The organism is Variovorax sp. Soil_C_19, from assembly GCF_057657255.1.
This window is the reverse complement of sequence record NZ_JBDGIV010000025.1, coordinates 19,697-46,637: the sequence shown is the minus strand read 5'-3', so window position 1 is coordinate 46,637 and position 26,941 is coordinate 19,697. Positions and strand designations below refer to the sequence as shown.

29 protein-coding genes are annotated in these 26,941 nt (G+C 64.7%); 27 read left to right on the top strand and 2 right to left on the bottom strand.

Going from position 1 to position 26,941, the window contains the following annotated elements; genetic code table 11:
* Positions 1 to 54: 54 nt before the first annotated feature.
* Positions 55 to 306, bottom strand: coding sequence for a helix-turn-helix domain-containing protein (locus AC3A6R_RS26590; RefSeq protein ID WP_487866099.1), 252 nt, complete (start codon positions 304 to 306; stop codon positions 55 to 57).
* 237 nt (positions 307 to 543) lie between these two features.
* On the opposite strand from AC3A6R_RS26590, the gene AC3A6R_RS26585 reads away from it, so the two are divergent.
* The 19 genes from AC3A6R_RS26585 (at position 544) to AC3A6R_RS26495 (ending at position 16,886) form a co-directional block, all read left to right on the top strand.
* Positions 544 to 891, top strand: a complete 348-nt coding sequence (locus tag AC3A6R_RS26585) for a DUF2958 domain-containing protein (protein WP_487866098.1) — start codon at positions 544 to 546, stop codon at positions 889 to 891.
* A gap of 229 nt (positions 892 to 1,120) precedes the next feature.
* Positions 1,121 to 1,924: a DNA -binding domain-containing protein gene (locus AC3A6R_RS26580; protein ID WP_487866097.1), complete on the top strand. Its 804-nt coding sequence runs from the start codon at positions 1,121 to 1,123 to the stop codon at positions 1,922 to 1,924.
* 100 nt (positions 1,925 to 2,024) lie between these two features.
* Positions 2,025 to 2,357 carry a helix-turn-helix transcriptional regulator gene (locus tag AC3A6R_RS26575; protein WP_487866096.1) on the top strand — a complete coding sequence of 111 codons (333 nt, stop codon included), beginning with the start codon at positions 2,025 to 2,027 and terminating at the stop codon, positions 2,355 to 2,357.
* Between the two features lie 21 nt (positions 2,358 to 2,378).
* Entirely contained in the window at positions 2,379 to 3,260 is an 882-nt protein-coding gene (locus AC3A6R_RS26570) for a replication initiator protein A (protein ID WP_487866095.1), read from the top strand.
* Positions 3,261 to 3,549: 289 nt separating this feature from the next.
* Positions 3,550 to 4,191, top strand: coding sequence for a ParA family partition ATPase (parA, locus tag AC3A6R_RS26565; protein ID WP_487866094.1), 642 nt, complete (start codon positions 3,550 to 3,552; stop codon positions 4,189 to 4,191).
* A complete protein-coding gene (locus AC3A6R_RS26560) occupies positions 4,188 to 4,451 on the top strand; it encodes a chromosome partitioning protein ParB (RefSeq protein WP_487866093.1) in 264 nt (87 codons plus the stop codon). Before parA ends, AC3A6R_RS26560 begins: the two co-directional genes overlap by 4 nt.
* A gap of 77 nt (positions 4,452 to 4,528) precedes the next feature.
* Positions 4,529 to 5,038 (top strand): DUF2840 domain-containing protein, encoded by a 510-nt coding sequence (locus AC3A6R_RS26555; protein WP_487866103.1) that lies wholly within the window; start codon positions 4,529 to 4,531, stop codon positions 5,036 to 5,038.
* Complete coding sequence (locus tag AC3A6R_RS26550; RefSeq protein WP_487866092.1) at positions 5,035 to 5,571, top strand: S26 family signal peptidase; 537 nt, start codon at positions 5,035 to 5,037, stop codon at positions 5,569 to 5,571. The genes AC3A6R_RS26555 and AC3A6R_RS26550 overlap by 4 nt, the downstream gene beginning before the upstream one ends.
* Before the next feature lie 340 nt (positions 5,572 to 5,911).
* Entirely contained in the window at positions 5,912 to 7,891 is a 1,980-nt protein-coding gene (locus AC3A6R_RS26545) for a DUF3363 domain-containing protein (RefSeq protein WP_487866091.1), read from the top strand.
* 403 nt (positions 7,892 to 8,294) lie between these two features.
* Entirely contained in the window at positions 8,295 to 8,723 is a 429-nt protein-coding gene (locus tag AC3A6R_RS26540) for a nuclear transport factor 2 family protein (RefSeq protein WP_487866090.1), read from the top strand.
* 55 nt (positions 8,724 to 8,778) lie between these two features.
* Positions 8,779 to 9,078, top strand: a complete 300-nt coding sequence (locus AC3A6R_RS26535; RefSeq protein ID WP_487866089.1) for a DUF1330 domain-containing protein — start codon at positions 8,779 to 8,781, stop codon at positions 9,076 to 9,078.
* Between the two features lie 197 nt (positions 9,079 to 9,275).
* Positions 9,276 to 9,659 carry a PaaI family thioesterase gene (locus AC3A6R_RS26530; protein ID WP_487866088.1) on the top strand — a complete coding sequence of 128 codons (384 nt, stop codon included), beginning with the start codon at positions 9,276 to 9,278 and terminating at the stop codon, positions 9,657 to 9,659.
* A complete protein-coding gene (locus AC3A6R_RS26525; RefSeq protein ID WP_487866087.1) occupies positions 9,652 to 10,668 on the top strand; it encodes a zinc-dependent alcohol dehydrogenase in 1,017 nt (338 codons plus the stop codon). The genes AC3A6R_RS26530 and AC3A6R_RS26525 overlap by 8 nt, the downstream gene beginning before the upstream one ends.
* Positions 10,669 to 10,718: 50 nt before the next feature.
* The gene (locus AC3A6R_RS26520; RefSeq protein WP_487866086.1) at positions 10,719 to 12,149 is read left to right on the top strand and encodes an aldehyde dehydrogenase family protein; all 1,431 of its coding nucleotides are present in this window, start codon (positions 10,719 to 10,721) and stop codon (positions 12,147 to 12,149) included.
* A gap of 169 nt (positions 12,150 to 12,318) precedes the next feature.
* The gene (locus AC3A6R_RS26515; protein WP_487866102.1) at positions 12,319 to 13,065 is read left to right on the top strand and encodes an ABC transporter ATP-binding protein; all 747 of its coding nucleotides are present in this window, start codon (positions 12,319 to 12,321) and stop codon (positions 13,063 to 13,065) included.
* Entirely contained in the window at positions 13,058 to 13,771 is a 714-nt protein-coding gene (locus tag AC3A6R_RS26510) for an ABC transporter ATP-binding protein (RefSeq protein ID WP_487866085.1), read from the top strand. The genes AC3A6R_RS26515 and AC3A6R_RS26510 overlap by 8 nt, the downstream gene beginning before the upstream one ends.
* A gap of 13 nt (positions 13,772 to 13,784) precedes the next feature.
* Entirely contained in the window at positions 13,785 to 14,657 is an 873-nt protein-coding gene (locus tag AC3A6R_RS26505; protein ID WP_487866084.1) for a branched-chain amino acid ABC transporter permease, read from the top strand.
* Positions 14,654 to 15,637, top strand: a complete 984-nt coding sequence (locus tag AC3A6R_RS26500; RefSeq protein ID WP_487866083.1) for a branched-chain amino acid ABC transporter permease — start codon at positions 14,654 to 14,656, stop codon at positions 15,635 to 15,637. Before AC3A6R_RS26505 ends, AC3A6R_RS26500 begins: the two co-directional genes overlap by 4 nt.
* A gap of 43 nt (positions 15,638 to 15,680) precedes the next feature.
* A complete protein-coding gene (locus AC3A6R_RS26495) occupies positions 15,681 to 16,886 on the top strand; it encodes an ABC transporter substrate-binding protein (RefSeq protein ID WP_487866082.1) in 1,206 nt (401 codons plus the stop codon).
* Between the two features lie 93 nt (positions 16,887 to 16,979).
* Here the strand turns inward: AC3A6R_RS26495 and AC3A6R_RS26490 are convergent, their stop codons facing one another.
* The gene (locus AC3A6R_RS26490) at positions 16,980 to 17,510 is read right to left on the bottom strand and encodes a MarR family winged helix-turn-helix transcriptional regulator (RefSeq protein WP_487866081.1); all 531 of its coding nucleotides are present in this window, start codon (positions 17,508 to 17,510) and stop codon (positions 16,980 to 16,982) included.
* Between the two features lie 17 nt (positions 17,511 to 17,527).
* On the opposite strand from AC3A6R_RS26490, the gene AC3A6R_RS26485 reads away from it, so the two are divergent.
* The 8 genes from AC3A6R_RS26485 (at position 17,528) to trbJ (ending at position 26,931) form a co-directional block, all read left to right on the top strand.
* Positions 17,528 to 19,171, top strand: a complete 1,644-nt coding sequence (locus AC3A6R_RS26485) for an AMP-binding protein (protein ID WP_487866080.1) — start codon at positions 17,528 to 17,530, stop codon at positions 19,169 to 19,171.
* Between the two features lie 378 nt (positions 19,172 to 19,549).
* Positions 19,550 to 21,595 (top strand): conjugal transfer protein TraG, encoded by a 2,046-nt coding sequence (locus AC3A6R_RS26480; RefSeq protein WP_487866079.1) that lies wholly within the window; start codon positions 19,550 to 19,552, stop codon positions 21,593 to 21,595.
* Positions 21,592 to 22,098 (top strand): ribbon-helix-helix domain-containing protein, encoded by a 507-nt coding sequence (locus AC3A6R_RS26475; protein ID WP_487866078.1) that lies wholly within the window; start codon positions 21,592 to 21,594, stop codon positions 22,096 to 22,098. Before AC3A6R_RS26480 ends, AC3A6R_RS26475 begins: the two co-directional genes overlap by 4 nt.
* 68 nt (positions 22,099 to 22,166) lie before the next feature.
* Positions 22,167 to 23,132: a P-type conjugative transfer ATPase TrbB gene (trbB, locus tag AC3A6R_RS26470; RefSeq protein ID WP_487866101.1), complete on the top strand. Its 966-nt coding sequence runs from the start codon at positions 22,167 to 22,169 to the stop codon at positions 23,130 to 23,132.
* Complete coding sequence (locus tag AC3A6R_RS26465) at positions 23,129 to 23,488, top strand: TrbC/VirB2 family type IV secretion system protein (RefSeq protein ID WP_487866077.1); 360 nt, start codon at positions 23,129 to 23,131, stop codon at positions 23,486 to 23,488. Before trbB ends, AC3A6R_RS26465 begins: the two co-directional genes overlap by 4 nt.
* A 2-nt stretch (positions 23,489 to 23,490) precedes the next feature.
* Complete coding sequence (locus tag AC3A6R_RS26460; protein ID WP_487866076.1) at positions 23,491 to 23,751, top strand: VirB3 family type IV secretion system protein; 261 nt, start codon at positions 23,491 to 23,493, stop codon at positions 23,749 to 23,751.
* A gap of 10 nt (positions 23,752 to 23,761) precedes the next feature.
* Positions 23,762 to 26,206, top strand: coding sequence for a conjugal transfer protein TrbE (trbE, locus tag AC3A6R_RS26455; RefSeq protein WP_487866075.1), 2,445 nt, complete (start codon positions 23,762 to 23,764; stop codon positions 26,204 to 26,206).
* Positions 26,203 to 26,931: a P-type conjugative transfer protein TrbJ gene (trbJ, locus tag AC3A6R_RS26450; protein WP_487866074.1), complete on the top strand. Its 729-nt coding sequence runs from the start codon at positions 26,203 to 26,205 to the stop codon at positions 26,929 to 26,931. The genes trbE and trbJ overlap by 4 nt, the downstream gene beginning before the upstream one ends.
* Positions 26,932 to 26,941: the final 10 nt, after the last annotated feature.

The window sequence follows — 26,941 nt, the reverse complement described above, 5'->3', positions numbered from 1 at the left end:
GGGTAGGTTGAACACCTGGCTCACTTTTACTTCGGCACTACCTACAAAACTGGCTCAGTTTCCGGTCGGCGCCAACATGTCAGCGCCTTTTGCGTCGAGCCCATAGGCCAAGGCCAGTAAGGTGAGCGGATGCACCTCCATGACCTCGCACAGTTCGTCCACCTTGCTGAGCGTCGGGTTCTTCAGACCCCGTTCGAGCGAACTCATGTACGTGCGGCTCGACACGTCCGAGAATGCTTCCTGGCTCAAGCCGCGCGATTTTCGGAGGGATCTGAGAGCAGCAGGAAATGAGTTCTTCGGAATCATCAATGGACTTGGGACAAGTCCAAGATGACATCGCATAGACACCTATAGGGCTACAATCTATAGGATTCATTTTGCGGGTTGCCCCCGGTTGCGCTCCCGTTGGCCCGCTTTATGCTGACCCTTGGATCCTTTCATGATGGCCCGCACCGCCCCCTTTCTGGCGGTCGCCGCGCTTGCGCAGCGACCGGCCTTCTCCTCACCGCTTCCGGGCGGGCGATCCGCCCGGAGCGTGTGTCAGTGACCTCGCTCATCACGGAAGATCAACGCCGCCAGTTGCTCGACAACGGCTTAGCCGCTGCCGGCGGCGTGCACACCGATCCCTGGCCGGTGGTCAAGCTGTTCACGCCGGATGCACACGCCACCTGGCTGCTGGTGCAGCTCGATCCGCGCGACGAAGACACGGCCTACGGCTTGTGCGACCTTGGAATGGGCATGCCCCGGTTGGACCACGTGCGTCTGTCCGACCTGCAGCGCATCCGTGGCCCGCGCGATCTGCCGGTGCTGCGCGATACGCACTTCGTGCCCCAGCGTCCGCTGTCTGAATATGTGCGTCGCGCCGAGGCCGACGGCTCGATCAACGATTGAAGTAGGCGGTCCCGTCGCGGCATGGCTGCCGCCCGCCGAGGTCGGGCTCACTCGTATCATGGGTGCAGCGGCGCAAGGGCGGCCGCACGCGGCATCGCCTGCCATACCCCACCTACATCCAACATCGAGACAACGACACTGCCGTATTGATGGACCCCTCCTGCGAAGCCGTGGAGGCATCGCCGGACCGCTGCCCGAGGCGCCCCCTTTCAAGCAAGGAGGTTTCGTCATGGGCGCACGCACTCACGAATGGCATCCGTCGGCCGCATATCTCTACGTCCTGACGCTGGACGGGCCAGCGCTGGCTTGGGAGTATCTGCGGCGCAATCCGAACTACCGAGCCCACTATGGCTTGCTCATGGACGGCAGCGATGACGAAGCCGACCATGCGGCCTGCTGGGGCCTGCGCCTGCTCGAAGACCCAGCGCGCGATGCGCGCCACGCGCAGCCTGCCTGGCTGCCCGACCCTGATGGCCTGCCGCAGCTCCATCCGGACGCGGCGGCGGTGGCGGATGCGCCGGTCTTCGCGCTATGGCGTATGCCGGGACGCAAGCAACTCGCGCATGACGGCAAGCGCCTGCTGCTGACCGCGTACCGCCCAGAGGGCGCGTTGCGCGCGGCATTCTCACCCGCGCTCGAGCATGGCACGGCCTACGCCTACGGCTTGATGGCCGGGGCGCGGCTGCGCGAGCGCTGGCGCGCGGCGACCGCCACGATGGAGCGCCTCAACGGCTACTACGGTCGCGACGCCGCGTTGCCGGGCGCCCATGCGCACGCGCATGGCCGGCCCGACCGCATTGCGCTGCTGCACATGCGCAGCTTGCAGACGCTCGACGGCCTGGGCGCTGGCGCCACACAGCGAGAGATCGCTCAGGCATTGTTCGGCGCAGAGGCGGTGGCAGAGCGGTGGCACGACCTGGGCGAGATGCGCGCCCAAGTGCGCCGGCTCGCGCGTCGCGGCCGGGCGCTCGTGGACGGCGGCTACCGGCGCCTGCTCCAGACTGAACCTTCCCGGGACGGACGTTCCGGCTGACCCCTTAACGTCCGTCCTCAGGACGCCTGGCTTTCCTGAGACTGCTTCCATCCGGCGGCGATTCGCCCGTCGGCGACCAGCACCGACGGAGGCCACTTTCATGAGACACGCTGCGCTGCGGCCACAAGCCGCACCTTCATCGACGCCCCAGCCGGTGTCGACCCACCCGACCACAGCGACGACCTCAGCGCAGTCGCGCTATCTCACCAACGACGAGGCGGCGGCCTTTCTCCGGCTGTCGCCGCGCACGCTCGAGAAGCAGCGCGTGATCGGTGGCGGGCCGCGCTTTCGAAAGTTCGGCCGGCGCGTGATGTACGCGCTGTCCGATCTCGAAGCCTGGGCCGACGCCCGCAGCTTCGAGGCCACCTGCGACCCGGAGTACGTCGAGCTGCGCACCGAACGCCTCTCTCTGCGCCGCGACGGCGGGCGTTGACCATCATGGACACCGCAGCCGATGACGTCGCCGCGCGATCCGCAGCGCGAGCAGCTCGAACTGTTCCATGCCATGCCGGGCGAGATGCCCGCGCGCGACGTGCAGGACCTGATGGCCTACCCGTTCTTCTCGCTCGCCAAGAGCCGGCGCACGGTTCCGATCGACTTCCGCGCGGGGGCGGTGACGGTACGCGTGGAGGGCACGGCCGAACACGGCATCGCGACGATCTGGGATGCCGACATCCTGATCTGGGCCGCCAGCCAGATCGTCGAGGCCCGCGACGCAGGCCTGCGCAGCTCGCGACTGATGGCTGCGACGCCGCACGAGATCCTGCGCTTCGTGGGACGCGGCACGTCGGTGCGCGACTACCAGCGCCTGAAGGCCGCGCTCGACCGCCTGCAGTCCACCAGCGTGGCCACCTCCATCCGCCAGGCCAACGCGCGGCGGCTGCACCGCTTCTCGTGGATCAACGAGTGGAAGGAGCGCGCGGACGGGCAGGGCAGGCCGCTGGGCATCGAGCTGATCCTGCCCGACTGGTTCTATGGGGGCGTGATGGACAACAGCCTGGTGCTGACAATCGACGCGAACTACTTCCGTCTGTCCGGCGGCATCGAGCGCTGGTTGTATCGGCTGGTGCGCAAGCATGCAGGCTGGCAACCGGAGGGCTGGCGCTTCGACTTCATGCACCTGCACCGCAAGTCCGGCAGTCTGGCTCGCTTCGCGGACTTCGCCTGCGACCTGCGGCGCATCGTCGCGCACCAGCCGCTGCCCGGCTACGCGCTCGCCATCCTGCGCTCGCGCCGCGGTCCGGAAGTGCTGGCCTTCCGTCCCGTGCCGTCCACGGCACCGCTGCGCCCCGGCGGCAGCTTCGGCAGCGGTGCATGGCCTGTGGACAGCCAGTGAACGGGCTCGTGCTATCAGGCGTGCGCGCACTCGTGCTATCGGGCGCAGCGCGCTCGTGCTATCAAGCGTGCCAATGGTCCAGAAATCCTTGTGCGACAACTGCTTGCGCGCCCCCTAACGTATCTAACGTATTCAATAGAAACCTAACGATAAGAGAGGGCCGCGCGCTGTGGAAAAGCCGCGGTGACGCACGGCACGCAGCCGGCACGCAACGCGCGAAGGACGCCGCAAGGCTCGCAAGGGAGAAGGCACAAGAGAGGCCCGCCAATATGCTTGCGAGGAGCGCGCCGTGATCATCGCGCTGCTCAACCAGAAGGGCGGGGTCGGCAAGACGACGCTCGCCACGCATCTGGCCGGCGAGCTGGCCCTGCTTGGCAAGAACGTCCTGCTGCTCGATGCCGACCCCCAGGGCTCGGCACTGGACTGGACGCAGCGGCGCAGCCAGAGCGGCCTGCCGCGCCTGTTCGGCGCCGTCGGCCTGGCGCGCGAGACGCTGCACCAGGAAGCGCCAGCACTTGCGCGCCGCACCGATCACGTCGTCATCGACGGACCGCCACGCATTGCGGCCCTTGCGCGTTCGGCGCTGCTCGCCGCCGACCTTGTGCTGATCCCGGTGCAGCCCAGCCCCTACGACGTGTGGGCCAGCGCGGAGATGGTCGCCTTGATACGCGAAGCGCAGGTGTTCCGGCCCGCGCTTCGCGCGGCCTTCGTCATCAACCGGCGCGTCAGCACCACCGTGATCGGTCGTGAAGCGCGCGGCGCGCTCGCCGATCAGCCGCTGCCCGCGCTGTCGTCTGAGGTGCGTCAGCGCATCGCCTTCGCCGACAGCGTGACCGCTGGTCGGCTCGTGCGCGAGCTGGACGACGACGGTCCGGCCGCGCGCGAGATCGCCGCGCTGTCCGCCGAAGTGTTGCGGAGCGGTCCGCCATGAAGAACGGCAAGCGCGTGCAGCGCGTACCTATTGGCGCACGGCCGCCGACCAACCCGCAGGCCGAAGCCTGGGTGCTTGTCGGTGAAGCCAACGATCTCGACGCACTCGCGCGAGGCGAGGTCTATACCGCCCGCCTGACGCTGGACGTTACGCCTGCGCTGCGCGGGCGCATCAAGGTCGCGGCGTTCACTCGCGGCATCACGGTGGCCGACATGCTGCGCGCGCTGCTGGAGCGTGAGTTCCCGGAGCAACGGCCATGAATGCGTTGCCATCGACCATTCGGCCAACCGACGCCTCGCCAGCGATCGTGCCATCGGACGTGTCTGTGGACACGCCGATGGACTCGCCGCTGCGCCTGTCGGTGACATTGGCCGCTGACGCGGGCGATCCGCCGCTCACGCGCGTCTCGCTCGCCTACGTCGAACATCGGATCAACCTGTACCTGCGCTTCGGCCAGCCGCTGCGTGAACTGCGCCTGGACCGCTGGCGGCGCTGTGCGAGCTTCGCGCCCGGCGCGGTCTTCTGCCGTGTGCGATGGGAATCCAACGACTACGGCACGACGCGCTGGCAGCTAATGGTGCTGCAGGCTCGCACCCCGGGCGAGCGCATGCAGCGCATCGCCGGCGTTCGTCCCGGCGCGCAGCTGCTGCTGTGCGCCGAAGGGGAAACCGCGGTGCAGGCCGTCCTGCAGAGGATCGACGCCATCGAAGCGCTCGCCATCGACCCGGCGCGGGCTGCGCCCGCATATTGGCGCACGCTCGGCAACCGCCTCGCGGCACACCAACCGATGCCGGCCTACGGCACCGAGCGGCATGCGGCCTGGTTGCGCGGGGAGGACTTGCGGTGAGCACGCGCGCGCCTCGCCTGTTGCTCGCGCCGTGCGCGGCCCTCGGCATCGCTGCGCTCGCCGCACCGGCGCTGCACGCGCCCGCTGCGCGCTGGGTCTACAACCCCAGCGACAGCGTGCCACGCGGCTGGTATCGCATCGAATCGGCGGGAACGGTGGCCGATGCGCTGCACGTCGACGACATCGTGCTGGTCCGCCTGCCGGGCGAGGTAGCCGCGCTCGCGGCGCAGCGCGGCTACCTGCCCGAGCGCATTCCGCTGCTCAAGCGCATTGGCGCGATGGCGCCCCAGCGGGTGTGCGTCGCGCAGCGCACCGTCTACGTCGATGACGTGCCGGTGGCGCTCGCGCGCGAGGCCGATGGCCTGGGCCGTGGCCTGCCGCTGTGGTTGCACTGCCGCACGCTGCGCGCCGGCGAGCTGTTCCTCCTCAGCACGACGAACCCGGCATCATTCGACAGCCGCTATTTCGGTCCCATCGACGCGGTGTCCGTGCTCGGCCGCGCGCAGCCGATGTGGACCTGGGGCGCGCCATGACTGCCGCCATCCGTGCATCGGCGCTGTCGATCCACGTGCGGGCGGCATGCACGCGCGTTGCCGCGCCGCCCGCACCCGGCGCGCCTCGTTCGTGCAGACGATCGCCACCCGACCGTCGGGGACGGTCGCACCAGCGATTGGCAGGAATCGGGAGACGGGCGGAGGGCAAGATAGAAGGGCACGGCACGCGCGGGTGCCTCGGGCCTTGTCTGCACGGGGGTTGGCGCGGCACGGCCTTCGGCCGGCCGCGTGCCGCAAGCGGCAGCAAGTGCGCGCCGATGCTGGCGTTCTCGCGTGCTGTCGGCGCTGCAGTGCGCCTCGCTGCGCTGGAGCATGTGCGATGACACCACGAGACGACGACCGCTTCAGCGTCCGGCCTGGGCCTCCGAAGTCACCACGAACGGGCCAGCCAAGCGGTGGCCAGCGCTTCGTCAGCCGCGTGCTGCGCGAGGCGAGCAAGTCCGGAGCGAAGCCTTCGCAGACCGCGCGAACTGGCGGGCGCAGCTCCGCCAAACTCGGACGCGGTCACGTCGCGGCGCAAACCGCCGGCCGACGGCTCGGCCCCGGCGCGCGCCGCGTGGTCATCAAGGCCCGCTACGTGGTGCTCAAGCAGGCCGGCGCTCGCTCGGTGGAAACGCACCTGCGCTACATCGAGCGCGAGGGGGTGGATCGCGATGGCGGCAAGGGCCACGCCTATGGGCCCACGACGGACCACGCGGATCTGGCCGATTTCGAGGAGCGCGGGCGTGGCGACCGGCATCAGTTCCGCTTCATCGTCTCGCCCCAGGACGCACAGCAACTCGAAGACCTGCGTGGCTTCACGCGCCACCTGATGACGCGCATGGAGGGCGACCTGGGCACCTCGCTCGACTGGGTGGCAGTCGATCACTGGAACACCGACAATCCGCACACGCACATCGTGCTGCGCGGCCGCGACGAAACTGGCCAAGACCTCATCATCGCGCGCGATTACATCGCCAACGGCATGCGCCAGCGCGCCTGCGAGCTGACGACCGAATGGCTCGGGCCGCGTACGGAACGCGAGATTCGCGAGGACCTGCTGCGCGAGGTGGAACAGGAACGCTGGACCAGTCTCGACCGCAGCTTGCAGCAGCAGGCACGACAGTCGCGCGACGGTTTTGTGGATCTCGCGACCAGCCACGACGCGGGACGTCCGCCGCGCGCATTGCTTATCGGCCGGCTGCATCGGCTGACCGAAATGGGGTTGGCCCAGTCGCTTTGTGGGAACCGCTGGCACCTGCGCTCAGGCATGGAAGCCACACTTCAGGCGATGGGTGAGCGCGGCGACATCGTGCGCAGAATGCAGAGAGCGCTCGGATCGACGCAACGCGAACTCGCCGTATTCGATCCGGGTGACGCAGCCCGACAAGTTGTAGGCAGGGTCGTTGGCAAAGGAATGGCGGACGAGCTTCAGGAGCGCGGCTACTTAGTGCTCGACGGCGTCGACGGGCGGGCGCACTATGTCACGCTGCCGGCCGGCATGGAGCTGAAGCAGTTTCCGACTGGCGCCGTGGTCGAAGCTCGGAGCGCGCTCAAGGAGCGTTCTGTCGACAGGACTATCGGCGGCCTTGCCGAGGGTGGGCTCTACCGCACGGATCGACATCTTTCAGTACTGCTGGCGCGTCCCGCGCCCGGTGCTGATCCAGAGGAAACGATTCGTGCACACGTGCGCCGCCTGGAAGCGCTGCGCCGCGCGGGGCTGGTCGAACGCATCGCGGAAGGAGCCTGGCGCGTGCCGGCCGACCTGCCCGAGCGGGCGCGCCACCACGACGCGAAGCGCCTGGCCGGCGGCAGCGTGACGCTGCATTCGCACCTGCCCATAGAGCGGCAGGCGCGCGCGATTGGCGCGACATGGCTGGACCGACAGTTGATCTGCGGCGCGGTCGGCGTCGCCGACAAGGGCTTCGGCGGCGAACTGCGCGATGCGCTGCGCCAGCGCATCGACTTCCTCGCTGAACACGGTCTGGCTGAGCGGCGTGCGCAGGGGGTAGTGCTTGCGCGCAACCTGCTGAGCACGCTGCGCCAGCACGACCTCGATGTGGCTGCACGAACCATCGCAGACGAGACCGGACTGCCGCACCGGCCAGGGGAAGACGGCGAGCGAGTTTTCGGCGTCTACCGCTGCAACGTGCTGCTGGCCAGCGGGCGCTTCGCCGTGCTCGAAAACGAACTGGGCTTCAGCCTCGTGCCGTGGAAACCAGTGATCGAACGGCGGTTGGGGCACTACCTCATCGCAGAGATCCGCAGAGCTGAAATTTCGTGGGTTGTTGGACCGCAGCATGGGCCATCACCCGGATGATATTTCTCTGACTGCCGGGATTCCCGTCCATGCCAAATGCAAACAAAACGTGCCTGCCCATCTGGCGAGGCTGGCTTGCTCGACATCACTCGGAGGCACAAGTCCGCCGCGCTCATGCCAACGTCGGCCTGCTGAACCTAATGATCCGTTCGCCTGTGTAATTGCTCCTAGCGGATCGCGCTTCCTCTCGGCCGCGCGGGTTCTCTGTTGCCTTGGCACGATCGGGTTGCAGGGTACGCTCTACCCCGCCCGCCGTGCGTTTGATCTATGCGTCAGCCGTATTCCAGCCATTGCATGGGTACGGGTAATCACCAATACGTGCAAAACAACTCTAAGGTCAATAATGTTGACTTAAGAAGGACTGTTTCTTTTGCAATTTTTCCCCCTTTTTAGAAAGGCGCACGTGTCCACTTCCAATCTTGATCGTTCTGCACTGCAAGCCGCCGTGCAAGGGTGCTACGCCGCGTTTGCGGTACGGGACCTCAATGCCATCACCCGGTTGTCGAGCCCGGAATGCACGTTCGAAGTGCCCGGAATCGTTGAGCATATGCCATGGGCGCGTTCTCACCAAGGTCACGATGGCATCAGTGAACTCTGGCGCGAATTGGATCAGCACTTGGTCTTTGACTCCTTTCAGGCAAATGAATACCTTGTTGACGAGAGGTCCCAAAGCGTAGTGGTCCTTGGCGTAGCGAAATGCACTTCCCGTGCGACTGGGCTTTCTTACATCAACAACTGGGCTCACCTATTTCGCCTTAAAGATGGCTTGATTCAGTACTTTCGGGAGTATCCCGATACAGCAGCTCAACTTGTCGTAATGCACCCATTGTGACAATCACTTGCGCGACAGATGACCGATTGAAACATCCACTCGAGAAGGAAAGAAGATGACTGCCTACGTGATCATGATCCGCAAAGCAACACGCGATGCTGACGCATTGGACGCCTATCGCGCGCTCGCTCGTCGAGCACGTGGCGATCACCCACCGGGCATCAAAGTCTTCTACGAGCACACTGAAGCCCTTGAAGGACCGCAGGTGGAAGGCTTCGCCGTATTGGAGTTTTCGACGTTGAGGGCCGCGAAAGCCTGGTACGGGAGCCCCGCATATCAGGAGGCCAAAAAGAAGCGGCAACAAGGTGCGGACTACGTCGTGTACTTAGTCGAAGGAACGCCATCGCCAGCTTGAAGCGAACGGTCAAAGGGAAAAATGCCCCCTTAACGTCAATGTGATTGACTTGTAGATTGAATTCTCCCACTTGAGTTGCGCCTCCAATGAAGCCAATTAGCCCCAGCATCACGTCCCTCAGCGGGCCCGATCCAGTCGTCACGGAGCCGCTATGTATCCTCGAAGCGGTCCGTAGCGGCGCCATGCCTGGATCAAGCATGGGTTCCACGATCCCTATGGTAATCACATACGTCGCCGTCGGCGAAGTTCATCTGAGAGTCGCGCCGGATGCACGCCACCACAATCCGGCACGCGGAATCCACGGTGGATTCGCGGCGACCTGCCTAGACAGCGCCGCGGCCTTGGCGCTTTATTCCGGTCTCGGGGCGGGCGATAGCTACGCGACGATCGATTTGGGAGTCAAGTACATCCGGCCGCTGGCGGAAGGCGAGCACTACACGGCTGTCGGGCATTTGGTCGAGCGTACGAAGCGTCTCGGCGTGTGCACCGCACGGATTGTTGACGCCGCCGGAAAGTGCTATGCGATCGCGTCAGCTAGCTTCATGGTCAGCTCGCGGGCCAAGGAGTGCCGCGATGCTTGAACTCGTCTACGAAAGCCCCGGGCGGCTCAATTGGGCGCAAGCGCCAGACCCCAAGCTGAAGTCGCCAAAAGAAGCCATCGTCAGACCTATCGCCTCAGCATTTTGTGACCTCGACCGTCGCATCCGCCAAGGCGGGACGCCATTCCTGCCGCGCTTTCCGATCGGCCACGAGGCAGTCGCAGAGGTGCTGGAAGTCGGCAGCGCAGTCCGCACCGTCCGGCCCGGTGATGTGGTCGCGATTCCCTGGAAGATCGCCTGCGGCGAATGCGGACCCTGCTTATTCGGGAGGTCGATTGCCTGTGCGGCAGTCCCAAAGTACGCGGGCTACGGCACGCCCGCCGGCGGCTTGTGGGGCGGCTTGTTCTCTGAGCTCGTGAGCGTTCCTTTCGCCGACGCAATGCTTGTGTCCGTGCCCCAGGATGTTGATCCGGCATCCGTGGCGTCGGTTAGCGACAACCTGACCGATGCCTGGGTAGCTATCAGCAAGCCTCTGGCGCATCGGACCAACGCAAACGTGCTGGTCGTCGGCGGGACTGAAAGCCTCGGTCTGATGGCAACGCAAATGGCCAAGGTTGCCGGAGCGCGCTCCGTGACCTACTTTGACACGAGTGAGTCTCGGCAACGGCTCGCGGGGCACTCGCAGGCTCACATCTTTGATGGGAAGGCGGAGGATCTGCACGAGCAGTTTGACGTAGTGGTTGCCGCCACTCGCGACCACGAAACCTTCCGGACGGGCTTGCTCGCGCTTGCACCGGGCGGGCACTGCTCATGCATCGGCATCATCTTCGACGACCCGAAGATTCCTCTGTTTCAGATGTATCTGCGGGATGTCACTTTCTCGGTAGGGCTGTGCGGCGTGCGGCCCCACATGCCCAAGGTGATCGACCTGGTGCGCGGCGGCCAGTGCGATCCCCTTGCGTTGACCCGCATCGTCTCGTGCGAGGAGGCGCCTGATGCGCTTGATCACCACCCTGGAAAAGTGGTGATGGTGCGAGAGCGGGTCACTTGAGACGAGCCACATCTGCCATAGACCCTTATGCCCATTTGAAAGAGAGCAACGTGAAAGACTTCAAGCACATCTACATCGGCGGCCAGTGGACTGCTCCTTCGTCAGACGAGCGAGGCGTGGTCGCGGAGGCAGCCACTGAAGAGGTAATCGGGCGGATTCCATTGGCGGAGGCTGCGGATGTTGCCCGCGCCGTCGAAGCCGCAAGGGCCGCATTTCCGCGCTGGTCCCGTCTACCGCCGGAGGAGCGAGCCCAATGGCTGGATCGTGTGTCCAATGCACTGGCGGCGCGATGCGATGAAATCGGCGAAACCATCACGCGCGAAGTGGGAACTCCCATTGAATTTTCTCGCTACGCACAGGCAGGACTCCCGGCCCTCACGTTCGCCAACGCGGCGAAGCTCGCCCGAACTTTTGATCGGGAACCAGAACGCGTGGGCAATTCCGAAATCAGCCGCGAACCGGTCGGCGTAGTCGCTTGCATAACGCCATGGAATTTTCCACTCAACCAGGTGGCCTCAAAGGTTGCCAACGCATTGGCGGCTGGCTGCACAGTCGTGCTCAAACCGTCGGAAGTTGCCCCCCTCAGCGCTTTCTTGTTGGCAGAAGTCCTGCACGAGCTCGAGTTTCCCGCGGGCGTGTTCAATCTGGTCCCAGGTCTTGGCCCAACGGTCGGGGAGGCGCTGGTAAGTCACCCACAGGTCGACCTTGTTTCTTTTACCGGCTCCACGAGGGCTGGCGTCCGTGTGGCCGAACTCGCGGCGCGCGATGTCAAGCGTGTGACCCTCGAACTGGGTGGAAAGTCCGCAGTGGTCCTCCTGGACGACGCCGACTTCTCACAGGCCGCGAAAGGCGCGCTGGCCTCAACTTTCATGAACAACGGGCAGACCTGCGTTGCGCAGACCCGAATGCTTGTATCGCAGCGACGTTCTGCCGAACTCATTGAGCGTGTTGTTGCCCTTTGCGAGGACATGACGGTCGGTGACCCTCTGGATCCTTCGGTGGCGTTAGGCCCGTTGATCACTAGTGTGCAGCGGGAAAGGGTGCGGGCCTACATCCAGCAAGGAATCGCCGAAGGCGCCCGGATGGTGACCGGCGGAGCCGAAGCGCCGGCCCATACCTCCAAGGGCTTCTTCGTCAAACCGACGGTTTTCGCCAACGTCACGAATCTGATGCGGATCGGTCGCGAAGAAATTTTCGGGCCAGTCTTGTCCATCATGACGTACCGCGACGAAGAGGACGCCATTGAAATGGCCAATGACAGCGACTATGGCCTTGGAGGCGGCGTCTGGTCGGGCGATGTCGCGCACGCACGCGCTGTCGCCCAACGCATCCGCACAGGGCAAGTAGACATCAATGGCGCCCCGTTCAATCCAATGGCGCCCTTTGGCGGTGTCAAGCGCTCCGGCCTCGGCCGCGAACTCGGGCGCTACGGCCTGGACGAGTTCTTCGAATACAAGTCGATCCAGTTGCCGACCGCCTGAGGGCACCCCACTCCCGATTCGACCCATTACAGCGAACCGCCGGATGATTTCCGTACCCTACGTCGCCGCGGCCCCGCCGACCGGCGGCCCTCTCGGCGCCAAGGCGCTGCCCTTGGGCTCGCATGCGCTTGAGCGAACTTCGGCCCTCCCGTTGCTGCGCGTTCAAGACATGTCGATACGCTTTGGCGGCATCGTCGCACTGGACGGCGTCAGCTTCGATGTCAAGCGCGGCGACATCTGCGGTCTTATCGGCCCCAACGGCGCCGGCAAGACCACCTTGTTCAACTGCCTGAGCCGGCTGTACCAGTACCAGGTCGGCGACATCCTGTTCGAGGGGAAGTCGATCACCAACACGCCCACGCACCAGATCGCCGGGCTAGGCATAGGCCGTACATTCCAGAACCTAGCGATGTTCCGCACCATGCCGGTACTCGACAACGTAATGGTTGGCGCGCACTGCCGCTCGTCGTCCGGCTTCCTGTCCAACGCGCTGCGCCTGCCGCGCGTGTCGGCCGAAGAAGCCAGCGTGCGCGAGCGGGCCGGCAGGATTATCCGAGACCTGGCGCTCACGCCGTTCCAGCACCGCGCGGTGGGCGACCTGCCTTTCGGCATCCAGAAGCGCGTGGAATTCGCGCGCGCGCTGGCCGCAGAGCCCAAGCTACTGCTGCTGGACGAGCCGGCTGCGGGCCTGAACCACGAAGAGCTGTCGGAGCTGGCGCAGCTGATCCGCGATGCACGCGACCGCTTGGGCATCACCGTGCTGCTGGTCGAACACCACATGAGTCTGGTGATGAGCGTGTCGGACCACATCGTCGCGCTGAACTTCGGCCGCAAGATCGCCGAAGGCAACCCGGAGTACATCCAGAAGCAGCCGGACGTGATCAAGGCTTACCTGGGAGCGCCCGCGCATGTCTAAGCTCCTGGAAGTCAACAAGCTGTGCGCGTTCTACGGCGCGACCCAGGTGCTGTACGACGTGGGCTTCACGCTCGGGGCCGGCCACATCACTGCCATCCTCGGCGCCAATGGCGCCGGCAAGACGACCACCCTGCGCGCACTGTGCCAAGTGGCTACGACCAGCGGCAGCATCCAGTTCGATGGCGAACAGCTGGTGGGCAAATCCACCGAAGCGGTAGTGCGCATGGGCGTAGCCCACGTGCCCGACGGCCGCGGCACTTTCACCGGCCTGTCGGTCGAGGAGAACTTGCGACTGGGCGCCTACATGCGAGGCAACAAGGCCGAAATGTCCGAGGACATGGAGCGCATGTTCACGCGATTCCCGATCCTCAAAACAAGGCGCCACCAGCAGGCCGGCACGCTATCCGGAGGCGAGCAGCAGATGCTAGCCATCAGCCGCGCGCTGATGCTGCGGCCCAAGCTTCTGCTGCTGGACGAACCGTCCTTTGGCCTGGCGCCGCTGATCGTCGCGGAGATCTTCCGCATCATGCGCAACATCAACAAGGAAGACGGCGTGAGCATGCTGCTGGTCGAGCAGAACGCTAGCCTGGCGCTGGACGTGGCGGACCATGCCTACCTGCTGGAAACCGGCCGCGTCGCGCTGTCCGGCCCGAGCGAGACCATCAAAAACGACGAGTCGGTGCGCCGCGCCTACCTCGGCTACTGAAGACCAAGCACTCATGGAAGCCCTGTTGCACCAAATTTTCTCGGGCCTGGCCAACGGCATCATCTACGGATCGATGGCGCTGGCCCTGGTGATGATCTACCAGGCCACGCACCACATCAACTTCGCCCAGGGGGAGATGGCCACCTTCAGCACCTTCATCGCCTGGTGGCTGATCCAGAGCGGCTGGCCCTACTGGGGCGCGTTCTTCTTCACCGTGGGCGTGTCCTTTGCCGGCGGGCTGCTGGTGCAGCGCATCATCGTGCGGCCGATTGAGAAGGCGCCGGTGCTGACCAACGTCATCGTCTTCATCGGCCTGCTGCTGATCTTCAATGCCCTCTCGGGCTGGTTCTTTGACCACACCATCAAGTCCTTCGACAGCCCCTTCTCCAAGGATTCGTTCCTGACCACCAAGTACTTCTCGGCGCACCAGGTCGGTTCGGCCGGCGTGCTGCTGCTGGTGCTGCTCGGGCTGTTCGCCTTCTTCAAATTCACGCCCATCGGGCTGGCGATGCGCGCCGCGGCGCAGAACCCCGACTCGGCGCGGCTGGTGGGCATCCGCGTTTCGTGGATGCTGGGCCTGGGCTGGGGCTTGGCCGCGGGCATCGGGGCCATCGCCGGCATGATGGTCGCGCCCGTCGTCTTCCTCGACCCGAACCTGATGACCGGCATCCTGCTGTACGGCTTTGCCGGGGCACTACTTGGCGGCATCGACAACCCGCTGGGCGCGGTAATCGGCGGCTTCATCGTCGGCGTACTCGAGAACCTGCTCGGCGCCTACGTCATCGGCACCGAGCTGAAGCTCACCGTGGCGCTGGTGCTGATCGTAGCCACGTTGACGCTCAAGCCCGCCGGCCTGTTCGGCAAGAATGTGGTGGTGCGCGTATGAGCGGCAAAGTCGATCACAAATGGGTGTGGATCGGCGTCGTCGCCGCCGTCGCGCTGCTGATACTGCCCTTCCTGTTCAAGAACTACCGCGTGTTTCAGTTCAACCTGGTGCTGGTGTATGCGGTGGCGATCCTGGGTCTGAATATCCTCACTGGCTTCAACGGCCAGTTCTCGCTCGGGCACGGCGCTTTCTACGCCTTGGGCGCCTACACCGCCGCAATACTGATGTCGCTGTACCAGGTGCCCTATTGGGCCACGCTGCCGGCCGCCTTCGTGTTCTGTTTTGTCTTCGGCTTCCTCGTCGGCTTCCCAGCGCTGCGCCTAGCCGGTCACTTTCTGGCATTGGCCACCTTCGCTCTCGCGCTGGCCGTTCCGCAGCTGCTGAAGTACAAGCAGATCGAGTACTTCACCGGCGGGGTACAGGGGATCGTGCTCAACAAGCCGGAGCCACCGTTCACGTTCACGCTGTTCGGCCAGCCGCTGTCGGCCGACCGCTGGCTGTACTTCTTCACGCTGTCCGTCGCGGCGCTGATGTTCCTCCTCGCCTGGAACCTGCTGCGAGGCCGTGTGGGCCGCGCGCTGGTGGCGATTCGCGACCATCCGATTGCCGCCACCGCTATGGGTATCAACCTGCCGATGTTCAAGTCGCTGACCTTCGGCACCTCAGCCGGCTTCACCGGACTCGCCGGCGCGCTGGGCGCGATCGTCGTCGCCTTCGTGTCGCCCGACAGCTTCACGGTCACGCTCTCGATCTTCCTACTGGTCGGCGTGGTCGTCGGCGGGCTAGCGTCGATCCCGGGTGCGATCTTCGGTGGCATCTTCATCCAGTTCGTGCCGAACATCGCCGACGAGATCTCGAAGTCCGCCCCAGCCGCCATCTACGGCGTGCTGTTGATCGGGCTGATGTACCTGATGCCCGCCGGCGTGATGGGGGGAGTGCACCGCCTCTGGGCGAAATTACGCGCCAAGTCTGCAAGCTGAAAGCCCTGGCTCCGTTCCTCACCACTCAAAGGAGATATTGCACATGAACCTGAAGAGCATTGCCTTTATCGCGTCCGCAGCGGCCGCGCTAAGCGTCACCGGCTCCGCGCTGGCCCAAAAAAAATATGATCCTGGTGCGAGCGACAAGGAGCTCGTAATCGGCGGCATCAGCCCCTATTCCGGGCCCGCTTCGGCCTTCGGAACGGTCGGCAAGTCCATCAGCGCCTATTTCGAGAAGGTCAATGCCGAAGGCGGCATCCACGGCCGCAAGATCAGGTTCATCAGCCTGGACGACGGCTATAACCCGGCAAAGACCGTGGAGCAGACCCGCAAGCTGGTTGAGCAGGAAGAGGTGCTACTGCTGTTCAACACGCTGGGTACGCCGGCGAACACGGCGATTCACAAGTACATGAACGACAAGAAGGTGCCGCACCTGTTCGTCTCCAGCGGCGCTACCAAGTGGGCCGACCCGAAGAACTTTCCTTGGACCATAGGCTGGCAGCCCAGCTATCAGTCCGAAGCCGGGGTCTTTGCGCAGCACATCCTTGAGACCAAGCCGAACGCGAGGATCGCGGTGCTCTACCAAAACGACGACTACGGCAAGGACTACCTGAAGGGCTTCGAAGACGGCCTGGGCGACAAGGCCAAGACGATGATCGTCAGCAAGCTGAGCTACGAGGTAACGGACCCGACAGTGGACAGCCAGATGGTCACACTTAAAGGCTCCGGCGCCGACGTGTTCTTCAACATCACCACGCCGAAGTTTGCGGCGCAGGCGATCAAGAAGGCGGCCGAGATCGGTTGGAAGCCGACGCACTACCTGAACAACGTGTCGGCCTCGGTCGGTTCAGTGCTCACGCCCGCCGGCCTGGACAACAGCAACGGCCTGATCACCGCGCAGTACATCAAGGACCCGACCGACCGGCAGTTCCAGAAAGGCAAGGAGTGGGACGACTTCCTGGCCTGGTTCAAGAAGTACAACGCCAGCGCCAACATCAACGACAGCTACAACGTCTACGCCTATACCGTTGCGCAGGGGCTGGAGCAGGTGCTGAAACAGGCAGGCGACAATCTGACGCGCGAGAACATTATGAAGCAGGCCGCTAGCCTAGACATCACGCTGCCGATGCTGCTACCCGGTGTCAACGTCAAAACCTCAGCGGACGATTTCTTCCCGATCGAACGCCAGCAACTGTCGCGCTTCGACGGCAGGACCTGGGTGTTGTTCGGCAAGGTCTACGGCCGCTGACGCTGAACACACCCTGACCGCGGCACCTGCGTTTTCACTCGTGGCGACGGAGTGCCCGGTTCTATCGCGGTGAAGGCGCCAGCCCCGCTCGGCTCACTCGATGCGGTTTGCTAGGGAAACCATGATCTTAAGCCAGGCATTGCAGCCGTCCTTTGATACCAAGTCGAATGCAGTTTGCATGGCGCTGCGCTCGAAGTCAGTAGCCGACAGCTCCAGTTGTCGACCCTTGGGCGTCAGGTTGAGCAATTTGACACGGTGCTCCGACTTAGAACGCACAGCTGTGATGTATCCATTTTCTTGAAGGAACTTCATGGGCTGATGCAGCGCCTGTTTGCTGATTCCTAGCATTGTCAGCAGATCGCCCACAGACATGTCATCAGCTCTGGCAAGCACGTAAAGGATGCGGTGATGCACTCTAGAAAGTCCGTGGGACGCGAGATATTTATCGGCTTCGACAACGAGCCCGCGCAACGCGTAGTTCATCAGAAGCAAGGGCTCATCGAGCGGATGCAACTCCTTCAAGGTGGTGAGCATCGGCTTCCTGTACATCCAGAATCCTTTCTTCTTTGGTTGCGAGAAACGGGCTTCGATTCTATCGGCGCTGCCTGCGAGCCAGCTATTCACTTCAACCAACTCCGACTATGAGCAACTCAACTTATTCCGCAAGGGAGCTTCCTTGCAACGAAGTGACTCGACTCTTCCGTGCCGCGGTAGCCCGGTGGCCGCAGCGCCCCGCCTTGCGCTTTCGCCGCCTTGCCATGAGTTATCACGATCTGGACCAGTTGAGCGATCGCATGGCGAACGGGCTGAGACGGATTGGAGTGCTGGACGGAACACATGTCGGCCTGTACCTGCAGAACTCGGCGCACTATGTCGTGGCCTTTCTCGCCATCATGAAGGCCGGTGCAGTCGTGGTGAACTACTCGCCTTTAGATGCTTCTGAGGCATTGCTGTCAAAGATCGTAGATAGCCGAACCGAACTGCTCATCACATCGGACGCCCCCGATTTGCTAGGGGCCGTGGACGAAATCGCGCAGAAAGGCTCGTTGCGGCACGTGCTGGTCGGCGGCGCGGGCGATTTCGAGCCTGAGCCGACCGAAGGCCTTCTTGCCCTCGCTTGCCCCTCAGGACGGTACAAGCCCCTTGCCGAACTGATGACGCATGATGACTTCTGCATTACCGGCACGCAGACTACCTCGCCGCAGGAGCTCGCTGTCTTGCAGTACACAGGTGGCACAACGGGCAGGCCAAAGGCCGCCATGCTATCCCACGGCAATTGCTCCTCAGCGGTATCGCAACTTGCAGCGCTCTGGGTAGAGGGCGGGCTGCTGCGGCAAGGACAGGAGCGGTTCCTGGTGGCGCTGCCATTGTTCCACGTCTACTCCATGGTGGTGAACATGCTGTTAGGTCTCTCGATCGGCGCCGAGCTGATCCTCCACGAGCGATTTGATGCCTCCGAGGTTGTTCGAGAGATCCGCGACAGCGATGTGAGCGTGTTCCTGGGCGTGCCGACCATGTTCGTTGCCTTGAGCACATTCGGGGATGAGGCTTCCCTTGGGCTCTCATCACTTCGGTTGTGCAACTCCGGAGGCGCTCCAATCGCGGCGCAAACATATCGAGCATTCACGCAACGTGCTGGATGTGAGCTTCATGAGGGATGGGGCATGACTGAGACTTGCGGTGTCGGCACGCTGTCTCCGCTGCGTCGGGCTCGTCTTATAGGGTCGCCCGGCAGGCCAGTGGCGGGGCTGGAACTGAAGTTTGTGGACCCGGAGACAGGTTGCCTGACCTCTGGCGATGCGCCGGGCGAGCTGTGGGTTCGCGGTCCCAATGTGATGAGGGGGTACTGGAATGCTGATGCCGCGACCGCAGAGGCATTCAGTGCAGACGGCTTCCTGCGCACGGGCGATTTGGGATACATGTCAAAGGAGGGCGATTTGATCTTGGTTGACCGACTGAAAGACATGCTGATCTGTGGCGGGTTCAACGTTTATCCGCGCGTTATAGAAGAGGCAATCTACCGGCACCCCGCGGTCGAGGAGGTCATGGTCATCGGCGTCGCCGACAATTATCGTGGCCAGTCGCCCAAGGCTTTTATCAAGCTTAAGCCGGAGGCAGAGCCGTTCACCATCGAGGTCTTGCGATCGTTCCTGCAGGGAAAGCTGGGAAAACATGAACTACCTTCTGAAGTGGAATTCCGCAGAGAGCTTCCCAAAACATCCGTAGGAAAGCTCTCGAAGAATGACTTGTACTCAGAAATCGAGAGAGGAAAGGAGTCGCAATAAAGCTACCGCTCGGACCATGGAGGAAAAGGCGACGGGGAAAAGGCGAGCAGTAGAGCTGCGGCCCCCTACGAAGCTTTGCCACCGAAGACTCCAATTTCGTCGCACCGCGTAGCGCGTGCATACATATCGTCCTTGCTCGCACGGACTACATTCGGCCTGGAGAGCAGACGAGCATTCCGTCGCGAGCGCTCGTTGCTCCTAGGTGTCGGCGACGAAATCCCGCCAGCCAACTACGTCTTTCGCGACGTATCTGCCAGCCTTCGCTGAGCTACGCCCGATTGGGTTTATCTCTCAGCCTATCGATTCCAGACTAGTGCTTTGCGCGCCACGGGGGTGCGCAGGTATGGGGCGCAGTGGAGCGCCAGGGGAACGGCAGAGATGGCATTTCGATTCGAAACGCGGGAGCGCTTCTCGCCAGGCGTCCAAACAGGCATTCTGTATGGCCAACTCGCAGTTGTTGTGAGCGTGGCCCTGACTGGGGTGTGGGCGGCCACGCAGTGGACCGCCCATATGCTCGGTTATCAGCAACGGCTGGGACCGGCGTGGGCAGACGTGGCGGGCTTGCGAGTGTACGAGCCTTGGAAGCTGTTCGAGTGGTGGTACTGGTATGACGTCTATGCGCCGGACGTGTTCGTGCGCGGGGGCGCCATCGCCGCGTCCAGCGGCCTGCTTGCTGCGGGTGTGGCTATCGGCATGGCGGTATGGCGCTCGCGGCTGGCCCGTCGCGTCACCACGTACGGCTCCGCAAGATGGGCCGAGGCGGAGGATGTCCGCAAGGCAGAGCTGACCAGCGGGGCCGGTGTTTTCCTCGGTCGCATGGACGATAGCTACCTGCGCCATGACGGACCCGAGCACGTGATGGCCTTCGCGCCTACGCGCTCAGGCAAGGGTGTGGGCTTGGTTGTGCCGACACTTCTGTCGTGGCCCGGCTCCGCCGTGATCCACGACATCAAGGGCGAGAACTGGGCACTCACCGCCGGCTGGCGCTCACGCTTCTCGCACTGCCTGCTGTTCAATCCGACCGATGCCAAGTCGGCGGCCTACAACCCGCTGCTGGAGGTGCGACGCGGCGTGCACGAGGTGCGCGATGTGCAGAACATCGCCGACATCCTCGTCGATCCCGAGGGTGCGCTGGAACGGCGCAACCACTGGGAGAAGACCAGCCACGCGCTGCTGGTCGGTGCCATCCTGCACGTGCTCTATGCGGGCGAGGACAAGACACTGCGCGGCGTCGCCAACTTTCTGTCCGACCCGGCTTGCCCCTTCGAGGTCACGCTGCATCGCATGATGACCACCAAGCATCTGGAGAACGGTGAGGGTAGGGCACCGCATCCCGTGGTCGCGTCAGCCGCACGCGAAGTCCTCAACAAGAGCGAGAACGAACGCTCGGGCGTGCTCTCCACGGCGATGAGTTTCCTCGGCCTGTATCGCGATCCGACAGTCGCCAAGGTCACCTCGCGCTGCGACTGGCGCATCGCTGACCTGATCTCGGCAAAACATCCGGTGTCGCTGTACCTCGTGGTACCGCCTTCGGACATCAGCCGGACCAAGCCGCTGATCCGGTTGATCCTCAACCAGGTCGGTCGGCGCCTGACCGAATCGCTCGACGGATCGGATGGCATCGAGCGCAGGCACAAGCTGCTGCTGATGCTCGACGAGTTTCCGGCGCTCGGGCGCCTGGACTTCTTCGAATCGGCGCTGGCCTTCATGGCGGGCTACGGCCTGCGTTCCTTCCTGATTGCGCAGTCGCTCAACCAGATCGACAAGGCCTACGGCCAGAACCATTCGATCCTGGACAACTGCCACGTACGCATCGCGTTTGCGACCAACGACGAGCGCACCGCCAAGCGCATCTCCGACGCGCTGGGCACGGCAACCGAGCTGCGTGCACAGCGGAACTACGCCGGCCATCGGTTGGCACCTTGGCTCGGGCACCTGATGGTCTCGCGCCAAGAGACTGCTCGCCCACTGCTGACGCCTGGAGAGGTGATGCAACTGCCGCCCGATGAAGCGGTGGTGATGGTCTCGGGCCATCCGCCGATCAAGGCGCGCAAGATCCGCTACTACCTTGACCGCAACTTCACGGTGCGCGTCAAACCCGCGCCACCGGTCACGTCCGGCAGCCGCTATGCAGACACCCCGGCGCCGCGCCTCGATGACTGGAGTGGTCTTTTGCCGCTGGCCGCGCCGATTCTGAACATGGCGCTGGCGGGGCAGGCTGGCGGCGTCGATGACGGTGGTCGCCAGCACCAGCCCGAACTGGGCGAGGTGGCGTTTACCCCGCAGCCCGAGCACGGCGCTGACGACCTTGGCCTGCTCGATGACGATGATTCTCCGCTGCCCCTGCCGACACAGCCCGATCCGCGACTGCAGCGCGCCGCGCGGCTGGCCGCGCTGGACCCTGACGACGGGATCGCCCTGTGAGCCGCGCGCGCCTGAACATCTTCCTCGAGCCCGACCACGCGCGCCGGCTGGACGAGCTGGCCGCAATGAAGGGCCTGTCCAAGTCTTCGATCATCGCCGCCGCGCTGTCCTCGTTCCTCTCCCCCGACAGTGGCGACCAGCGTGAGGCCGCCATCGGCAAGCGGCTGGATCGCCTTTCGCGCCAGTACGACAAACTCGAACGCGACCAGAACATCCTGATCGAGACGGTGGCGCTGTACGTGCGCTACTTCCTGACCGTCAGCACGCCAGTGCCCGAGGCGCATCAGGAGGCGGCCCGCGCGCAGGGGCGCCTTCGCTTTGAGCAGTTCATCGAACAGCTTGGGCGCCACCTGCTGCGCGGGCGCAGCCTGGTCAAGGACGTGTACGAGGAGATCCAGCCCGAGGACAGCCAGTTCTTCGGATTGAGTGATCCTGTGGGGAAGACCCGCGGAGATGATCGGCCGGCGACCCCGACCGACAGCAAACAGGAGGGGGCTTCTTGACCGGCGAGCCGCGTGAGCCGAACAAATCTGCCGCGCCGGCCTCGCTGGCCCTGGACCGTCGCATCCGCATGCTGCGCACAGCGATGGGACCGGAGATCGCGCAGGCGCTGGCCGACCCCGATGTGGTCGAAGTGCTGCTCAACCCGGATGGCTCATTGTGGCTGGATCGCCTCGGCAGCGGCCGTGCGCCGATGGGCGTCACGCTGTCGCCTGCCGACGGCGAACGCATCATCCGGTTGATCGCCGCACACGTGCGCGCTGAGGTGCACGCGGACAAGCCCCTGCTGACCGCCGAACTGCCCGAGACCGGCGAGCGCTGCGAGGGCGCGCTGCCGCCGGTCACACCAGGACCGGTGTTCGCGCTGCGCAAGCGCGCCGTCGCGGTGATACGCCTGGATGACTACGTGGTTGACGGGATCCTCACCGCTGATCAAGCGTCATTCCTGCGCGCGGCCGTGCGCGACCGCCAGAACATCCTGATCGCAGGTGGTACCAGCACGGGCAAGACCACGCTCGCCAACGCATTGCTCGACGAGGTGGCTGCCACCGGCGATCGCGTGATCGTGCTGGAAGACACGGTGGAGCTGCAGTGCATGGCAGACGACCACGTGCCGCTGCGCACGCGGCCCGGCGTGGTCAGCATGACCGAACTTGTGCGCTCCACGCTGCGCCTGCGCCCTGATCGAATTGTCGTCGGCGAGGTACGCGGTCCCGAGGCGCTGGACCTGCTCAAGGCCTGGGGTACAGGCCACCCGGGCGGCATTGCCACCTTGCATGCGGGCTCCGCGATGGGCGCGCTCACGCGTCTCGAACAGCTCGTGCAGGAGGTGTCGATGAATGTGCCGCGCGCATTGATCGCCGAGACCATCAACGTCATCGTCTTCATCTCCGGGCGTGGCCGCACGCGCCGTGTGGAGGCCATCGCGCGCGTCGTCGGCCTCGGCGCGAACGGCTACCAGCTCAACCACGAACTGGCGCCCGCGCCATTGCCTTCGCTTCCCTCACTGCCGTCACTTCCAGGAGAACCGTCATGACGACTTCGCGCATTTCCGTAAACCCGTCTCTGCACACCGGACGCTTTCGTCTGGCGCTGCGAATCGTGCTGCTGGCCGCGCTGATGCTGGCCTTCGCGCTGCCCGCCCAGGCGGCCGGCTCGAACATGCCCTGGGAGGCACCGCTGCAGTCCATCCTCGAGTCGATCCAGGGGCCAGTGGCGCGCATCGTCGCGGTGATCATCATCATCGCCACGGGCTTGACACTTGCCTTCGGCGACACGAGCGGCGGCTTCCGGAAGCTGGTGCAGATCGTCTTCGGCCTGTCGATCGCGTTCGCCGCGTCGAGTTTCTTCCTGTCGTTCTTCTCGTTCGCCGGCGGGGCGGTGCTGGCATGAACGTGAATGACGCACCAGGCTTCGAGGTGCCGCTGCACCGTTCGTTGACGGAGCCCATCCTGATGGGCGGCGCACCGCGCACCGTGGCGATCGCCAACGGCACTCTTGCAGCCGCCGTCGGGCTCGGGCTCCAGCTCTGGATTCCCGGGCTCCTGCTATGGCTCGTCGGCCACTCGCTCGCGGTGTGGGGTGCGCGCGCGGATCCGCAATTCATGCAGGTTTTCGCGCGGCACATGAAGCAGCGATCGCTGCTGGACGTGTAGGGGGCATGCCGTGCTGAATCTCGCTGAATACCGAAAGCGTCCCGCGCTGCTTGCCGATTGGCTGCCCTGGGCCGCGCTCGTCGCGCCGGGTGTGGTGCTGAACAAGGACGGCTCTTTCCAGCGCACGGCGCGCTTCCGGGGCCCCGACCTGGACAGTGCGACGCAGGGTGAACTGGTGTCCATCACCGCACGCCTCAACAACGCGCTGCGCCGGCTGGGCTCGGGCTGGGCCCTGTTCATCGAGGCGGAGCGCCTACCGGCTGCCGGCTATCCCCGCTCTAACTTCCCCGAGCCGCTGTCCTGGCTGGTGGAGGAGGAACGTCGCGCCGCGTTCGAACAATCCTCCAGCCACTTCGAGAGCCGCTACCACCTGACGCTGCAGTACCTGCCGCCCGAGGAGTCCCGTGCGCGCGCGGCAGGAATGCTCTATGAGAACCGGGCGAGCGAAGGGGTGGACTGGCGGGATCGCCTGACCGCCTTCGTCGCCGAGACCGACCGGGTGCTCGATCTTCTCGACGGCGTGATGCCAGAGATCGCCCGGCTGGACGACGCACAGACGCTGACATACCTCCATGCCACGGTGTCCACCCGCCGCCATCCGGTGGCCGTGCCGGAAGTGTCCATCCATCTGGATGCGCTGCTGGCCGATGCGCCGCTCGTAGGCGGCCTCGCGCCCATGCTGGGCGATCAGCACCTGCGCGTGCTGACCGTGCGTGGCTTCCCAACCTCGACCTGGCCGGGCATCCTGGACGACCTGAACCGCCTGGGCTTCGCCTACCGCTGGTCCACGCGCTTCCTGTGCATGGACAAGGCAGAGGCGGAGAAGGAACTCATCCGCCTGCGCCGTCAGTGGTTCGCCAAGCGCAAGAACATCGTGGCGCTGCTGCGTGAGACGATCTTCCAGCAGGAGAGCGTCCTGGTCGACACGGACGCCAGCAACAAGGCGGCGGATGCGGATGCGGCGCTGCAGGAACTGGGCAGCGACCACGTTGCCTTCGGCTATCTCACCGCCACGGTGGTGGTGATGGACGCCGATGCTGCCGCCGCCGATGAGAAGCTGCGGCAAGTAGAGCGGGCGATCCAAGGGCGAGGCTTCGTGACCATCCCGGAGACGCTGAATGCCGTCGAGGCCTGGCTGTCCTCCATCCCGGGCAACGCCTATGCAAACGTGCGGCAGCCGATCGTCTCCACGTTGGGATTGGCGCACATGATGCCTGTGTCCGCCGTCTGGGCGGGGCAGGAGCGCAATGCGCACCTGGAGGGTCCGGCGCTGATCGTGACGCGCACCGATGGTGCGACGCCGTTCCGGCTCGTGACGCATATTGGCGACGTGGGCAACACGCTGGTCGTGGGCCCGATCGGCATGGGCAAGTCGGTGCTGCTGGCGACGATGGCGCTGCAATTCCGCCGCTACCCGGATTCTCGCATCTTCGCGTTCGACTGGGGGCGGTCGATCCGCGCGACCGTCCTGGGCCTGGGCGGTGAGCACTACGACCTGGGCCGGGCCGACGAGTCGAGTGGCGAGAACGCCATCGCCTTCCAGCCTCTGGCCCGTATCGACCGCCAAGGCTACCGCACCTGGGCTGCCGAGTGGATCGAGGGTCGGCTGATCCAGGAGGGTATGGCCGTCGGGCCGGACGAACGCGAAGCGGTCTGGTCCGCGCTCGGTAGCCTGGCCAGCGCACCGGTGGAGCAGCGCACCTTGACCGGCCTGTCGGTGCTGCTGCAGTCCAACGCGCTGCGGCAGGCGCTCGCGCCCTATGTGCTGGGGGGTGCGCACGGCAGCTTGCTGGACGCCGACCACGACCGGCTGGGCAGTGCGGACGTGCAGGGCTTCGAGATGGAGGAGCTGATGCACAGCAAGGCCGCCGCGCTGGCGGTGCTGCGCTACCTGTTCGCGCGTTTCGAGGAGCGGCTGGATGGCGCGCCCACGCTGCTGATCCTCGACGAGGCTTGGCTGTTCCTGGACGACCCGGTGTTCGCCGCGCGTATCCGCCAGTGGCTCAAGACGCTGCGCAAGAAGAACGTCAGCGTCGTATTCGCCACGCAGAGCCTCGCGGACATCCAGGGCTCGGCCATCGCGCCGGCGATCGTAGAGAGTTGTGCAAGCCGCATCTTCCTGCCTAACCCGCAGGCCGCGGAGCCGCAGATCCGCACGATCTACGAGAGCTTCGGGCTCAACGCACGGCAGATCGAGATCGTCGCGCAGGCGCAGCCCAAACAGGATTACTACTACCAGTCGCGTCTCGGCAATCGTGTGTTCGACCTGGACCTCGGGCCGGTGGCCCTGGCTTTTGCTGGCGCTTCGACTCCCGAGCACCAGCGCGATATCGATGCCGTGCTCGCCGCGCATGGCACACAGGAGTTCGCGGTCCATTGGCTTCGCCACTGCGGTCTGGACTGGGCCGCCGACCTCATTCCATCGTTTCCTTCACCTCAGGAGATTCAGCCATGAAGAAGATCTTGCTGGCCGCTGCTGCGGCCTTGCTCACTGGGCTGGCACCCGGCGCACACGCGCAATGGGTGGTGATCGACCCGACCAACCTCGCGCAGAACATCCTGACGGCGGCCAACACGCTGGAGCAGATCAACAACCAGATCAAGCAGCTGCAGAACCAGGCGCAGTCGCTGATGAACCAGGCAAAGAATCTGACCAGCCTGGACTTCAGCGCTCTGTCCGAGCTGCGGGCAACGCTCTCGGCGACCAACCAGCTGATTCAGCAGGCACAGGGGCTCGCCTTCAACGTCTCGCAGATGGAGACCGAGTTCCGCAGCCTCTACCCAGACTCATACGGCGCCGCGACCTCGGGCATGCAGATGGCCCTGGATGCGCGCAAGCGGTGGTCCCACTCCCTCGAAGCGCTGCGCACTGCCACCAGGGTGCAGTCGCAGGCGGTGCAGAACTTCGCCGCCGACGAGCGCACGCTGACGGATCTCGTGAACCGCAGCCAGTCGGCCGTGGGCGCGCTGCAGGCAACACAGGCGACGAACCAGCTGCTCGCGTTGCAGTCGCGCCAGGCGATGCAGGCGCAGCAACTGCAGATCACCCAGGACCGTGCCGCCGCGCTGGAACAGGCACGCCAGGTCGCGGTGCAGGAGCGCGCCCGCGAGGTGCGCCGGCGCTTCCACGGCGAGGGAACGCCGTACACGTCCACCAACGTCAACTTCTACGGCAACTGAAAGGAACAGA